Here is a 14,923-nt window from a genome sequence, read left to right on the forward strand (position 1 = left end):
GTAGCTTTTTAATCATGTTAATTCATATTCATAGTTGTTTGGAAACATGGGCAGTTTTCGGTTAGGGATACTTGCTTACCGTAGGCATCTCGCATCCTTTCGCTCCAAACTGATAGCCTTCGTACAAAGGAAGGTAATCTCACCTCGTATTAAACAACAATCATTTAGAAAATAGCCCTAAGAATTAGCGACGGCTTAAGATGTGGTGTCCGTTTTGTAAGAATTGGCTGCGAGAATTACGCATTCTTTCAATTCTTTCTTCAGCCATTCGATCTGCTGCCTTATATGTTGGGATTCCATCACGTTTTGCAATTTCAATAACCTTTTCGATGTTATTGTAGATTGTTTCTACTTTTTTCATTGCACGTTCGCGGTTGTATCCGTATAATTCATCCGCTACGTTAATTACTCCACCTGCATTGATTACATAGTCTGGAGCATATACGATTCCTAATTCATGAATAAGATCGCCATGAGTTGTATCCTTTAATTGGTTGTTAGCCGCACCAGCGATAACTTTTGCTTTAATTTGAGGAATTGTCTCATCATTTACAGTTGCCCCAAGAGCACATGGTGCGTAAATATCACACTCTACTCCATAAATTTCGTTAGGCTCTACAGCTTTCGCACCGAATTCTTCAACTGCACGTTGAACTGCTTCTTTATTGATATCCGTAACGATCAGTTGTGCCCCTTCTTCATGTAGGTGACGGCAAAGGTTATATGCAACATTTCCTACACCTTGTACTGCAATCACTTTTCCTTCAAGAGAATCTGTTCCGAAAGCTTCCTTCGCAGCAGCTTTCATTCCACGGTATACTCCGTATGCAGTTACTGGTGATGGGTTACCAGAAGAACCAAACGCAGGTGAAATTCCTGTAACGTAATCTGTTTCTTCGTGGATTAAGTCCATGTCAGCTACAGTTGTACCAACATCTTCAGCAGTGATATAACGACCATTTAAGCCTTGGATGTAGCGGCCGAACGCACGGAACATTTCTTCATTTTTATCTTGACGTGGATCACCGATGATAACCGTTTTTCCTCCACCAAGGTTTAAACCTGCAGCAGCATTCTTGTAAGTCATTCCTTTTGCTAGACGAAGAGCATCTTCAATTGCTGCTGCTTCGTTTTCATAAGTCCACATACGTGTTCCGCCAAGTGCAGGCCCTAAAGTTGTATCATGAATCGCAATAATTGCTTTTAATCCTGATTGTTTATCTTGACAGAATACTAATTGCTCATAGTCGTAAGTTTCCATATACTTGAAGATTTCCATTTAAAAATTCCTCCCCATATCTATAAAAAAATTCTATTTTGAAACAGAGCATAATGCTAAAGCAAGAGAATATAATTTACTTTCAGCAGAATCCGCTCTGGATGTTAATACGATTGGTGCCTTTGCGCCTGCAATAACAGCTCCAACTTTTGCTTTAGCAAAATAAATTAAAGATTTGTATAATACATTTCCAACTTCAATTGTAGGAACGAGTAGAATATCGGCTTGTCCAGCAACTTCACTTTTAATTCCTTTGTGTTCAGCAGCTAGCTTTGAAACCGCATTATCTAAAGCAAGAGGTCCATCAATTATGCAGTTTGGAATTTGTCCTCTTTGATTCATTTGTGTAAGTGCTGCTGCATCTAATGTTGCTTGCATCGCTGGGTTCACAACCTCAACGGCAGCAATTGGAGCGACCTTTGGCATGTCAATTCCAATACCCCTCGCAATTTGAACGGCATTGCTCACTATTTGAGCTTTTTGGCTTAAGTCTGGCTCAATATTCATAGCTGCATCCGTTACAATTGTAAAGCGATCGTAATCAGGCACTTCAAACACAGCCACATGGGATAACACACTACCTGTTCTCAACCCATATTCTTTATTTAATACTGCTTTTAAAATAGTAGCTGTTGGAACGTTCCCTTTCATTAGTACATTGGCTTCATTTAATTTGACTGCTTTAACAGCCTGTTCCGAAGCAAGCACTTTTGAGTTGGCATGAATAATCTTAATATGCTCATTCTTTGCCATATCTGGGTCAATTTCATTGATGATATCAATAATCTTTTCTTTATCCCCAAATAACATGAAATTAGCTAAATTTCTTTTGAGTGCCTCACCGACAGCTTCTATTACTTCGTGATCTTCTGCAGCGGCCACCGCAACAGTCTTGTTCTCGTATTGGGTTGCTTTTTCTATAAGCGAGTCCAATTTCAATTTGCTTCAACCCCTTTTTTCTCTTTGCTGAACACTCACAAATATAATATGCAAGAACCGTGCCAAGTCGTTTTTTGTGAAAACGCTTTATTTTTCATTGTTTTTATATGAAGAATATTGCACACTATGAAAATTATTGCATGCCACCATTTGCAATTCCATATTTTTCGAGCTTATAGTAGAGATTTCGCACAGATACTCCCAATGTTTTTGCAGTAAGAGTCTTATTGCCATCGTATTGTTCGAGCGTTTTTTTTATAATTTTTTGCTCATAATTTTCAATTAGCTTTGATAGAGGCATCTGGTCAGACACCATAACAGTCACCATATCTTCTTTAGTATCTCCCTGTTTCTTCTCAAGTAATTCCGGAACATGTTGAATATCGATAAAGGTTTCTGAGTAATTCATGAAGATAATCGCTCGCCCAAGAATATTTTCTAGCTCCCTCACATTACCTGGCCACTCATACTGCATTAGCTGTTTCATCGCCGCTTCTGTAACCCCTTCAACATTCCGCCCATAATCCTGATTGATTTTTTGGATAAGGCGTTCACATAAATATGGGATATCCCCTTTTCTTCTTCTTAATGGAGGAATCTGAATTGGCATTCTGTTCAATCGATAATATAAATCTTCTCTAAACGTATTTGAAACAATTGCTTTTTCTAAATTGACATTGGTTGCTGCAATAACGCGAACTTTAATAGGAATTGGCTTTGTACCACCGACTCGAATAATTTCATTTTCTTGAAGAACTCGTAGCAATTTCGCTTGTGTATTGGCTGTTAGCTCACCAATTTCGTCCAAAAATATGCTCCCATTATTCGCTTCTTCAAATAATCCACGCTTGCCTCCTCGTTTGGCTCCAGAAAAAGCACCTTCCTCATAGCCAAATAATTCACTTTCTAGTAGAGATTCTGATAAGGCAGCGCAATTCACTCGGATAAACTTATTATATTTTCGATCACTTGCATTGTGGATCGCGTGAGCAAACAATTCTTTCCCTGTACCAGATTCTCCTCTTAATAACACGGTAGCAGGCGTTTTTGCCCCAAGCTTTGCTTGTTCAACCGCAAGCTTCATCTCGTCAGAGTCACCTATGATGTCTTCAAAGGAATATTTCGCTTCTAATGTTCTTATAATTTGTCTAGCTCTACTTAATTCTCTGTTTAAATTTTGTAGTTCTGTGATGTCATGTATGACCCCTACACTTCCCTTTAGCTTATCATCCACAATTACAGGAGCAACATTTACAATGACTTCCTTCTTTTTCGGCCCAACGCGCATGGGGACACCACGTACAGCCCTTCTCGTTTGTAACACCCTCATATGTACACTTTCCCCTTCGGAAATATCAGCAGTTGCTGGCTTACCAATCACTTCCTCTTCCGTTAGCCCTGTAATTCGGGAGTATGCAGGGTTGATTAAGATTCCACGCCCTTCTTCATCAACAACGGAAATGGCCTCATCACTTGATTGGATAATCGCTTGAAGCATCGTTTGAATCTCTTTAAGGTTCGTAAGCTCCTCCGCTAAGTTCACAACCTCTGTAATATCCTTAAATACTGAACAAGCTCCGATTAATTCACCATCTTCATCAATAATTGGAATTCTCGTTGTAATAATTTTTAGACCATTTGATAATAGCGCTTCTTGGTTTGCTTCAATTCTTCTCGTTTCAAGGACACGTGGAAGCTTACTGGATGGGATAATATCGAGAATATGCTTCCCAACGGCTTTATCACGCTTATAGCCTGTCATCTTTTCGGCACTTCGATTAAAGAGAATAATCTCCTCCTGCTGATTAATTACGATCATTCCATCACCAGCAGAGTTAAAGATCATATCATGCTTGTATGTTTCGTTTTTCAATTTAAAGATGAGTTCTTCCTTTTCCTCTATTAACTTAGAAATCAAAAAAGCTACACTGCCAGGTATTAGGACAGTATTTTTACTTCGATGATCTCGAAGGTCTTTAAACACTTCTTCATTCCCTGTCACTTCAATAATAATATCTATATCATCGGTTAAATACGGACGCCAATCTTGATCGGTTATGATCCCATTTTCCTTAGCAACCTTAAGTCCTGGTGCATTTGGATTGATATCGACGACAACCCGTACATCTAAGACAGCGGTTTCTTTTAATATCTTAATAATGGCAGTTCCACCTTTACCTGCCCCAACAATCATCACCGTCTGCATATTATTTCTTCACCCCTATAGAGCTTTATCTACTACTTCAAATGTATGTGCAATTTTTTTCATACTATCCCTATTTTAGAGTGATTCACTCTTCTTGACAAATTTCTTATTTGTTTTATTATTTTCGTGAGAGGAATACAAGTTGAAGGGACCTATTATGTTAAGAATTATCGCCTTAATTATCTTGTTAATACCAGGTTTTTTAGCTGCAGTTGGAATTAAACTTATGAGGGATATGGTGTTTGGTATTTTACTTGATCCATTTCCTTACTTATGGCTACAATTTATCGCTGGATTCGTCTTGTTTTTATTTGGACTAGCCTTTGTAGCCGGATTTATCCTTTATCGTGACCGAAAAAGAAACAAGGTTCAAGCGCGGTTTAAACTCGATGAATCCAATAATCAATCGAATCCTCAAGAAAGAAAATAGTCAACGTAGAGATTCTCAGAATGCAAAAAGAGGCTGGGACATAAGACGAACAATGACTTTATTTAAAGATTGCAAAAACAAATTCGTTCCACCTGAGCTGCATACACTCGATTTCCGCGGGGAGGAATCTGAGCCTCCTTGCTGCGCTTGGGTGTCTCAGCCTTTCCTCTATTTCCCTTAGTAGTCGAGTGTCTTCCGCTCCATTCCATTATTTAATAAAATTTGTTTTCCGAACAAACAAAAATATCCGAACTAGTAAAAGGAGATAACTCCTGATCGTTCGGATAGATTATTGACTGAAATGCTTATGTCCCAGCATCTTTTTATTTTCGATATTCTTTTTTTATTCTTTGCGCCTTCACCGGATCATCTGTAATAATCGCTGTGCAATTTATGGAAAATAAGCTTCTCATAACCTCTTCTTTATTAACCGTATAAGGTCGAACAGCGATTCCATTCTCTATAGAAGATTGAATAATCTCTTCATTTATAGCCAAATAATTCGAATGATAGCCTTTCGCTCGGATGGATTGAGTATACACCCACGGCATATAAATTCCTTCTGCAAATAACGGAGCAATCTCAATATCAGGAGCTAAAAGGTAGAAGTGAATAATGCTATAGTGATTGAATGAAGAAATAATAACCCTGTCAGAAAGTTCATACTCTCTGATTAGGGAGAGTACCTTTTCTTCTATCCCTTCGTAAGGAAATATTCCATTCTTCAATTCGATATTACAGATCATATCATTTGTCTTCATCCAGTCAAAAACTTCTATTAATGATGGAATCGGTTCTTTTTTCACAAGCATTTTGTTGGAATAACCTGCATCCAGCTTTCTTATTTCTTGGTAGGATAAATCTTTGACAAATCCTGTACCATTTGTCGTTCGGTTTACCTTTTCGTCATGAATGACTACAACTTCCCCGTCTTTAGTCAATTGTACATCTAGTTCAATTCCATCAGATCCCACTTTTTCAGCTTCCCTAAACGCAAGCATCGTGTTTTCAGGATAAAGCGAAGAATATCCTCGATGAGCAAATATCAGTGTCATACCTTCACATCCTTTAATTTAGACTGTGTTATAATGAAATCAAGCTAAATGAACAGGGAGGAATACAGATGAAGCCTTTACAGCTTTCACCCGAAACAGCTTTAAAACTTGCTGAAAAGCTAAATGTTCCACTAGAACAATTAATGCATATGCCTCAGCATATATTAATCCAAAAGCTTATGGAGCTTGAAAAAGAGACCGAACATCAATAACAGTGTCTTACAAGACATTGTTATTGATATGGGTGCCCAATAATATCCTCCAATTCCCTAGGGTTATGAATAATATTCCAACCATCATATTCCACCAATTGATTTTCCAAAAAGAAAACATAACCATTTATCCTGTAATATGTCTGCAATTCTTTCCCATCGACAACTACCGAAGCTCCGTCATGAAAAGGATGTATATGTTCTCTTTGCCAATAAACAAATACATTTTCCGTTCCAAAGAGCTTTGAAGAGATCATTCTTTCTTCAACCGCTTGAAGAAACTTCCTTTTATCATCTTTTACACGATTCATTTGGTAAAGGATTGGCCTGATATTTCTCGTCAATGTATCTATAATGAGAAAATCTTCGTGCTTTAATGCTCGATCCTCAGAAAAGATAACAAGTAGATATACCGGTTCCTCTTCTAATGAATCTGTACGCGTTCGAAATGAAATCGGTGAAACAATTAACCCATTCGTTGAGCGAACCTCACTCGTAATCTGCCCAGAAAAATAATCGGATAAATGTGTTTGCTGGTACTGAATAAATGTATCACCTAGTTCCTCATAAAAGTCATTTTTCAGCTCAATCGTTTCATTTGTAGTAGTATATAAACCGACTGCTTGACTAATTTTATATGTATGCCCGTTCATTTTCTTTGCATAAAACGCTTGCTGAACCCCAAATGCTAATTGAATGGCCTGTAAAGATAAGCTTAAAAGCTCTTCTTCTGTTTCACAAGAATTGACTGTTCTAGATAGAACATTATACGTTTCAAGAGTCTTCAGCTTTTTCTCCACTAGTTCTTTTTGGTAGGATATTTCTTGAAAAAGCTTTGCATTATTTAGAGCGATGCAAGTAGAAGAGGCAAGCGTTTCAATTAATTCAAAAATCGCTGAATCATACCCTTCTCCTGATCGGCTCTCACTCAATGTAACGATTCCAACGATCCCATTACGCATGATTAACACAACGTACTCAGCTTGCAATTCCTCTAATCTTTCCGACTCTACAAACAGCTCTCTTAATATGTACTGGTCTTTCTTGACATTCAGAACTACTTTCTCAGGGAAGAATTGACTGTTTAGAGTTAGTTCAGTGTAATTGGTCTTGAAGGAATGAACATCCTTAAAACCCACAACCTTCACCTTTTTAGTCAGCTCATCGTAAACCGAAAAGGAAGTAACCCTACTTCCAGAAATCTCACTAAATACATCGGTTGCTATTGAGTAGAGTTTTTTCATATCTAGCTCAGATAATAACGCTTTAGTGCTTTGGTTTATAACAAAAAGATCAAATAGTTTTTTATCTAAATCGGATTTCACTTGATTAAAATCTAGTAATCTGGAATTATTTTCGAACGATGCATTCATCAGTTTCATAAGAATATCCGCAAAAGTAAGTTCGGTTTCTGTGAATTCACCTTTCGTTCTAGTAGGAGTCACGATAAATCCGATTAGCTCCGTATCATTAATGATTGGAACGACTAATTTAATCCCATATTCTTCAACAAAGTCTGCAGGCAAATATTCCGTGAACTCCTTCGTAATGATTCTTCCATTATATAATGGGAGCTCTTTAAACTTTTGAGAGACGAAAACCTTTCTACCTACAAGTTCTGCAAACGAAGTTTGTTCCGTACATAAAAACCCATCTGGTTTATACACGAATAATGCAGCCTTGTCTAATTGAAGCATCCTTGTTGAAAATAATAAGCTATAATGAAACAACTGATTTAAATGAAAACGTTGGGTAAAAAAATCAATTGCTTCTAATAAGACCTGATAATTTTGCTTTGTATCTCGTTCTTGTTCAACCATGATCCTCACCTCCCAGTAGGTTACTCAAAATGAAGGTTGTTTTTCATCGCATAGAAGGTTCCTTTAACACTTGAGTTCAGTCTCTTATTTAAGTTTTTAATTTGTAGCATCGTTTCAGGATAGGCAACTTCTTCAATTGATACTTGTCCTTCTCCTTTTGTCTCTAATAATGCCATCAGAGATTTACGGCGTTCATCGAGTTTCGTAATACGAATAAAGACCTTTTCAAAACTACTCTTAACCACTTGATATTCTTCACGTTGATGCTCATTTAATTGGTCTAGAAAGCTTTCAAACACATCTAATTTGCGACGATGCTTTTCTATTTCAATAATGCCTTCTTTATAATCATGTAATAGACTTTCAAGCTCCTTGCTCATTTCCTCTCGGTTGAAGCCTTCTACCTGAATAATCGTTTTTCGCTCCATTTTATTCCCTAGAATGGCCGCAATTACTCTCCCTTTTGCTTCCGTATGGCCTCCAATGATCTTCCCTTTCTTTTGATCATCGATAATGATATTTCTACCCTTTATTGTGCTTCCTATTGAGTAGTAGCCAATATGAATATCCTCTTCAGCTTCCAGGATACATTCATTTGCATGTCTCACAAATATACTTTTTCCTGCCTTAATTGTAGAATATCCTTTTCCAAACACTCCCCCCTTAATAAAAATATCTCCTTTAAGGGAAACGATTTCTTTAATCCCACTAACACCTAAATCACCGGTTACGGAAATATCATTTGTAGCTCGAACGGAAAAGCCATCTAATATCACACCATTGATCGTCACACTTCCATCAAACTCAATGTTTCCTGTCCCAACTCCTACATCTTCATTGATTGTTAAGTGCCTGCCAACTGATATTTTCCCAGCCTTAATCTCTACCACTCCATCTGTTAACGCTCTTAAAACGACTTTTCCATTCTCTGAAAATTCTCCTACTGATTGGGGATCATAAAGAAAGTTACGCTCTTTACCAGATTTAGGAGGAAGCAGCTCTCCTGTCACCGTTTTTCCTGGTGTCCCTCCAGTAGCATTAATTTTCTCGCCTAGCCAATCTCCTTTTTTCACTTCATCAATAAAGTTCATATCATAGAAATCTGCTTTCCCATCATCTTTAATGGAAGGCTTTCGCTCTGAACGCTTATAATACAGCAGGCGAGCATCTGCTCCATTTTGTGGCTCTATTCCACGCGCAATGACAATGTCCTTTTGAGCAACAAGGTCATTTTGTAATGAGGAAACAAGAATTCCTTCGTTTACATGATTTTTATGTAAGGTTTCTAATATGGCGGATCGGTATTTTTCTTTATTTTCTAATAATTCTTGCTCAGTTATATTCAATCTAATTTTTGCTAGCATTTGATCAGCAGATAAGAATAAGCCTACTAATGGCTTCATTTCACCTATCTCAATTCGAACATTTTCAGCGTTTTCTAACGCAGCCTTTAATGGCAGAAACTTCGTAATAGATACTCTTGGATATTCGTTCAAAATTTCGTTAATCTGGAGCAATGTGAAGCCTGCTTTAAATACTGTTATAAATACTATTTCAGCATCTTCTTCCAAGATGATAAATTCATTTTTAACTAACTCCATAAGATGTACGACCTCTCCGACATTTTTACTAATAGATAAATTATATAAGATAATTGGTTTGAGTGAATACCATTAATTGAAAGTTTTGTCATTTCACAATAAAATGGATCAAGTTATTCTCCTCAATAGTATCGGCTAAAATTTGTAATGTTGTTGTTTTTTGGGTCAATTATCCAATTAATTTTTTAAAAAAGGAAATCCGCTTCCCTCCAGTATTTATATTAGAGATTTCAGGCTGCGGGGCTCTCTTTGGAGGTAGTGAATTTCCATTTTATATTTATTGGGCTTTTTTCGTATCCATTGTTGTTTTTAATACATGGGCAGTTTCCCGCTACAGAATACTCGCTTACCGTTAGGGGTGCGGTGATCCTTCCTTTATTCGCCTGTGGGATCTCCTATATCCCACTTACTCCTTAGGCGTCTACCATTCTCCCACTCCAAACAAGAAGGTAAGCTTACTACCAAAAGTAAAACAAAAATCTTTTTAGAAAATAACCAATTATTTTGAACCTATTGAAAAGGAATGAACACGGATTGGTAGCTTATGGTGACGTTATTACCAACACCTTCTGTGGCGGCGTCTGTCCCGTCGATCATCTCTAGCACCAGCTACTAGATCCTTAATGAGACAACGTCGAACACCTCGACAAAAATCTTCTCCATCGATAAACGCTTTTACAGGAACTCGGAAATTTTCATCAAAAGCGCCAGCTACTAGATCGTCCCTGTCATCAAATGCACCTGCAACGTTATTACGGTCACGATTGCACCCCATGTAGCTCACCTCCTTTCCTTTTACTACTATATTTTATGAAGGAAAGGACAAGCTGTGAGGGCAAATAGCTATTGAATTGAAAAATGTGTGCTTTGAAAGAAGAAAGTGAAGAAAACCTTATTGCAATTAGCTGAATATACAAGTTTCCCCACCTACAACTTAGGTGGGGAAATTTCTACTTTTGTAAAATTCATGGTGTAGATTTATTATCTAATCATCAAAAAATAAATATACAAACTGATAGGAATAAGTTCATTTAATGAACTTTATGCTGTTTATATAAATAGGCATTCATTTAATAATAAACACCTCCAATTATTGCTTAAGTAGCAGAAAAATTGAAGGCGCAAACGTCATTATTATTATGAATAATTGCATGTGATTAGTTATTGTTAACCTTCCTTACCCTTTCAAGAAGCCTTGTGCTCCAAACGAAGCTTATCAGCGACCATTGCAATGAATTCAGAGTTGGTTGGCTTTGCTTTAGACATAGAAACGGTATAGCCAAATAAGGAGGAAATGCTGTCGATATTGCCACGACTCCATGCAACTTCTATTGCATGACGAATGGCGCGTTCAACTCGAGAAGCCGTCGTATTGTACTTTTTTGCAATATCTGGATAAAGAACTTTTGTAATAGACCCAAGTAGTTCGATATCATTGTAAACCATTGAGATCGCTTCACGTAGATAAAGATATCCTTTAATATGAGCAGGAACGCCGATTTCATGAATGATACTCGTAATACTGGCATCAAGATTTTTCGGTTTGGATTCACCTTGTGTACGGTAGCTCGATGATGTAGATTTTCTTAAAACTTGACTTACCTTTCCACTTACTTGGCGAATGTGATTCGCTAAGTTATCCATGTCAAATGGCTTAAGAATAAAATAGGAAGCACCAAGCTCAACTGCCTTCTTAGTTACATCTTCTTGTCCGAATGCCGTTAGCATGATAACATTCGGCTGGGATTCTAAATTCAATTCACGTAATTTTCCAAGCACCGCTAAACCATCTAGATGAGGCATAATAATATCCAAAACAAGAACATCAGGATTTGTTTGCTCAACCACATCAAGACATTCTTGACCATTATGAGCGACTCCAACTACTTCCATATCATCTTGTGAAGCAATATATTCTTCAATTAGACTTACTAGTTCTCTATTGTCGTCGACAACACATACCTTGATTTTCTTCACTACTTATTTCCTCCTCAATTCATTGTTGGTCTCTTTTCTCTCTCTATTTTCTATTCTAAAGGACAAATTCGACAATGCAACAAAAAATCCTTTTCTTTTTTTAATTTTTATTAAATATCAGAAGAAATCTTTACTTTTCTCCCATTTTCTCATCTATTCGACTCTTTTCGATATTTGACAAGCTATGAAGCGGAATTTATGTCGAAAAATCTTTATGCTATCATACCATACCAGTAGAAGAGAATAAAATAATGAAAAGGCGGAATCTCTTCCGCCTATTTATCCATTTATTTAGCTGGCCTTTTCTTGAGGTTTCTCATATATATCAATCCCTGCTTCATTTAGCATCCATTCAATATGAACACCGTATCCTGAAGTGGGGTCATTTACAAAAACATGTGTGACTGCACCAATTACTCTGCCGTCTTGTATGATCGGACTACCGCTCATGCCTTGAACGATTCCGCCAGTTTTTTCTAGAAGTTCTGAATCGGTCACTTTTATGACCATTCCTTTTGTAGCAGGAAATTTTTGTGGAATCGTACTAACGATCTCAATATCAAACTTTTTAACTTCGTCATTGTCTACAACTGTTAAAATTTGTGCTGGTCCTTCTTTTACTTGATGGGAAAGGGCGATTGGCAACGCTTCATCAACCACACCGTTCGTTATATCTTTGTTCAATTTCCCAAAGATTCCAAATGGGCTATTTCTCGTGATATTCCCTATTACTTTTTTATCTGAGGAAAAACGTGCTAGCTTTTCACCGGGATTTCCATTGCTCCCCTTTTCGATGGATGTAACGGTCGAACGTAGTATTTGTCCATCTTCGACAACAATAGGCTTTTTTGTATCCATATCAGAGATTACATGGCCTAATGCACCATACTTTTTGGATTCGGGGTGGTAAAAAGTCATTGTTCCAATTCCAGCAGCTGAATCTCGAATATATAACCCAAGCTTATACATATTTCCTCCGTCTTCCTTTAGCGGAGTTAATTCCGTTTTTACCTCACCTTCTTCACGCTTCAAGGTGATATTCAATGACTTACCTGATTCACCTGCGTCTTGTACGAATGGAGCAACATCGGCCATTTTTTCAATTTTTTCTCCATTAATGCTTGTGATTATATCTCCCACCTGAATGCCTGCTGTTTCTCCAGGAGACGCTTTTCCACTCGAGGTATTTACTTGGTGATGTCCAACGACTAAAACACCTACCGTATTAAGCTTTACACCGATTGATTGACCGCCAGGGATTATTTTAAAATCCTTTAATACATTGACATCTACTTTTTTTATCGGAAATCCCGCTATTTCAAGCATCATTTCCTCTTTACCTGGTCTAGTTCCAGTTAATTTGACTCCATTTCCATTGTCATTGAAGGCTACAGTCGATTGCTCAGATGATATCGTAGCTGACACTGGGGCTGCTTTTGAAAAATCATATTGCTGACCTTCAAAGACTGTAATATCTTTTGGAATATGGATATACTCCTGAATAGGATTCGCAAATCCAATTGCAATTAATGAAACAAGGAGAATTCCACCAATAATTTTTCTTAGAAGTTCGTATGTCAAAACCTTCACTCTCCTCGCTTCTAGTCCAAACAACGTCTTTAAATGGCTACATCTTTAATTTTGCCTGCTTCTGAGTCATTTATAACTGCTTATAGTTGTAAAAAAGCTACCCTGTTTGGATAGCTTTTCATTTTTTCTTAATATCATCTGCTAATTCCAGCAATTCCTTTGCATGCTGTTTTGTAAGATCGGTGATTTCCACTCCAGAAATCATTCTGCCTATTTCTCGTATTTTTTCATGATTCGTCAACGAAGCTACAGTTGTTTTCGTTCTTCCTTCTTTTGTATCCTTTGCAATATATAGATGGGTGTCTGCCATCGCTGCCACTTGAGGAAGATGAGATATACAAAGCACTTGAGAATCCGTTGATACATGATGAATTTTTTCTGCAATTGCTTGTGCTACCCGGCCGCTAACGCCAGTATCTACTTCATCAAAAATAATCGAAGTCACGCCTTGATGTTTTGAAAAAATGCTCTTCATCGCAAGCATAATCCGCGAAAGCTCCCCACCAGATGCTATTTTCGACATAGGCTTTAATGGCTCTCCTGGATTGGTTGATAGATAGAACTCAATTTTATCCATCCCATTTTTTGAAAAAACATCTATTTGCTCATGGAAATTAATCTCAAATACAGTCTTTTCCATATACAGCTCTTTTAACTCTTTATGGATCGAATCTGTTAGTAATTGTGCCCATTTTTTTCGAGAAGTAGTCAACTCTTTCCCTTCTACAAGCAAATCTTTTTTTAAGCTCTGAATTTCTTTTTGCAAATGATCTATATGAACTTCTTTGTTTTGAAGGGTTTCAATCTCTTCTTCAATTTTGGAAGCATATTCTAGGATTTCCTCGATGCTTTTGCCGTATTTACGCTTCAATTGGTTTATTTCATTAAGCCGTTCTTCAATTTCATTCAAACGTTGGGGGTCATATTCCAATCGATCAAGCTCATTTCTTAGCGTACGTGCCGTGTCCTCCAATAGGTAAAAACTGTTAGACACAGCTTCTGATAGATCCTTGTATTGTTCATCTATGTCAGAGGCTGTCTCTAAGTGGCTCATGACAAGACCAATCCAATCTAAACCTTTTTGCTCTCCACTTAATGAGGAATAGCCGACCTTTAACGCATCATATATTCTCTCATAGTTAGATAATCGTTTCTTTTCTTCAAGCAAATCCTGGTCTTCATTTATTTTTAACTGGGCTTTTTCAATTTCATCCCATTGGAATTGAATCAAATCAAGGCGGTGGGCCATTTGTTGTTCATTCTCATTTAATTGATTTAGCTTTTTCATCGTTTGCTCATAGGCACGATAGATTGCTCTGTATTCCTCTGTTGCTTGTTCGATCTCTTGTCCTCCAAACTGGTCTAAAAGCAATAAATGATTAGCCTCATCCATAAGCTCCTGATGCTCATGCTGACCATGAATATCGACGAGTGTACTACCGAATTCCCGTAGGGTTGAGATGGTTACAAGCTTTCCATTAATTCGACAAACACTTTTTCCGGATTGAGAAATGTCCCGCCTTAAAACGACCATTCCTTCTTCGATTTCTATTCCAAATTCCTTTGCTTTCTCAAAGCTAGGATGTGACGGCTGGTCAATTTGAAAAAGGCCCTCAATTTCTGCACGTGCTTCACCGTGACGTACAAACTCTGAAGAGCCTCTCCCACCAACAAGCAAATGTAGTGCATCAATAATAATCGATTTTCCTGCACCTGTTTCACCCGTTAATACAGTTAAGCCCTTCTCAAACGAAATAGAGAGGGCTTCAATAATAGCGAAATTTTTTATTGATAGCTCACTTAACAACTACTAT

Annotated in this window: 12 protein-coding genes; 2 read left to right on the top strand and 10 right to left on the bottom strand. The window is 37.4% G+C overall.

The annotated features are described in order from the left end of the window. Nucleotides 1-184: 184 nt before the first annotated feature. The 3 genes from bcd to LS684_RS14080 form a co-directional block, all read right to left on the bottom strand. A complete protein-coding gene (bcd, locus tag LS684_RS14070) occupies nt 185-1,279 on the bottom strand; it encodes a Leu/Phe/Val dehydrogenase (RefSeq protein ID WP_233806840.1) in 1,095 nt (364 codons plus the stop codon). Between the two features lie 33 nt (nt 1,280-1,312). Next, nucleotides 1,313-2,218, bottom strand: coding sequence for a phosphate butyryltransferase (gene yqiS, locus LS684_RS14075; RefSeq protein ID WP_233806841.1), 906 nt, complete (start codon nt 2,216-2,218; stop codon nt 1,313-1,315). A 133-nt stretch (nt 2,219-2,351) separates the two neighbouring features. Next, nucleotides 2,352-4,424 carry a sigma-54 interaction domain-containing protein gene (locus LS684_RS14080; protein WP_233806843.1) on the bottom strand — a complete coding sequence of 691 codons (2,073 nt, stop codon included), beginning with the start codon at nt 4,422-4,424 and terminating at the stop codon, nt 2,352-2,354. A 157-nt stretch (nt 4,425-4,581) separates the two neighbouring features. Here LS684_RS14080 and LS684_RS14085 point away from each other — a divergent pair, with 157 nt between their 5' ends. Further along, complete coding sequence (locus tag LS684_RS14085; protein WP_233806844.1) at nt 4,582-4,854, top strand: DUF2627 domain-containing protein; 273 nt, start codon at nt 4,582-4,584, stop codon at nt 4,852-4,854. 323 nt (nt 4,855-5,177) lie between these two features. On the opposite strand, the gene LS684_RS14090 is transcribed toward LS684_RS14085, so the two are convergent. Beyond that, nucleotides 5,178-5,909 (bottom strand): glycerophosphodiester phosphodiesterase, encoded by a 732-nt coding sequence (locus LS684_RS14090; protein WP_233806846.1) that lies wholly within the window; start codon nt 5,907-5,909, stop codon nt 5,178-5,180. A 68-nt stretch (nt 5,910-5,977) separates the two neighbouring features. On the opposite strand from LS684_RS14090, the gene LS684_RS14095 reads away from it, so the two are divergent. Beyond that, the gene (locus LS684_RS14095; protein WP_233806848.1) at nt 5,978-6,121 is read left to right on the top strand and encodes a YycC family protein; all 144 of its coding nucleotides are present in this window, start codon (nt 5,978-5,980) and stop codon (nt 6,119-6,121) included. Between the two features lie 20 nt (nt 6,122-6,141). On the opposite strand, the gene LS684_RS14100 is transcribed toward LS684_RS14095, so the two are convergent. From LS684_RS14100 to recN, 6 genes are all read right to left on the bottom strand, one after another. Further along, nucleotides 6,142-7,941: a GAF domain-containing protein gene (locus LS684_RS14100; protein ID WP_233806850.1), complete on the bottom strand. Its 1,800-nt coding sequence runs from the start codon at nt 7,939-7,941 to the stop codon at nt 6,142-6,144. Nucleotides 7,942-7,961: 20 nt separating this feature from the next. Beyond that, on the bottom strand, nt 7,962-9,542 hold the full coding sequence (locus LS684_RS14105) for a flagellar assembly protein A (protein ID WP_233806852.1): 1,581 nt from the start codon (nt 9,540-9,542) through the stop codon (nt 7,962-7,964). Nucleotides 9,543-10,098: 556 nt separating this feature from the next. Beyond that, nucleotides 10,099-10,317: a hypothetical protein gene (locus tag LS684_RS14110; RefSeq protein WP_233806854.1), complete on the bottom strand. Its 219-nt coding sequence runs from the start codon at nt 10,315-10,317 to the stop codon at nt 10,099-10,101. A gap of 410 nt (nt 10,318-10,727) precedes the next feature. Beyond that, nucleotides 10,728-11,519, bottom strand: coding sequence for a sporulation transcription factor Spo0A (gene spo0A / locus LS684_RS14115; protein WP_233806855.1), 792 nt, complete (start codon nt 11,517-11,519; stop codon nt 10,728-10,730). A 291-nt stretch (nt 11,520-11,810) separates the two neighbouring features. After that, nucleotides 11,811-13,109, bottom strand: a complete 1,299-nt coding sequence (gene spoIVB / locus LS684_RS14120) for a SpoIVB peptidase (RefSeq protein WP_432418776.1) — start codon at nt 13,107-13,109, stop codon at nt 11,811-11,813. 118 nt (nt 13,110-13,227) lie between these two features. After that, nucleotides 13,228-14,916: a DNA repair protein RecN gene (recN, locus tag LS684_RS14125; protein ID WP_233806857.1), complete on the bottom strand. Its 1,689-nt coding sequence runs from the start codon at nt 14,914-14,916 to the stop codon at nt 13,228-13,230. Between the last annotated feature and the right edge of the window lie 7 nt (nt 14,917-14,923).

It is taken from the genome of Cytobacillus spongiae (assembly GCF_021390075.1).

Coding starts and splice junctions, on each gene's coding strand:
- bcd (WP_233806840.1), bottom strand. CDS start 1,279: ATGGAAATCTTCAAGTATATGGAAACTTACGACTATGAGCAATTAGTA.
- LS684_RS14080 (WP_233806843.1), bottom strand. CDS start 4,424: ATGCAGACGGTGATGATTGTTGGGGCAGGTAAAGGTGGAACTGCCATT.
- LS684_RS14085 (WP_233806844.1), top strand. CDS start 4,582: ATGTTAAGAATTATCGCCTTAATTATCTTGTTAATACCAGGTTTTTTA.
- LS684_RS14090 (WP_233806846.1), bottom strand. CDS start 5,909: ATGACACTGATATTTGCTCATCGAGGATATTCTTCGCTTTATCCTGAA.
- LS684_RS14095 (WP_233806848.1), top strand. CDS start 5,978: ATGAAGCCTTTACAGCTTTCACCCGAAACAGCTTTAAAACTTGCTGAA.
- LS684_RS14100 (WP_233806850.1), bottom strand. CDS start 7,941: ATGGTTGAACAAGAACGAGATACAAAGCAAAATTATCAGGTCTTATTA.
- LS684_RS14105 (WP_233806852.1), bottom strand. CDS start 9,542: ATGGAGTTAGTTAAAAATGAATTTATCATCTTGGAAGAAGATGCTGAA.
- LS684_RS14110 (WP_233806854.1), bottom strand. CDS start 10,317: ATGGGGTGCAATCGTGACCGTAATAACGTTGCAGGTGCATTTGATGAC.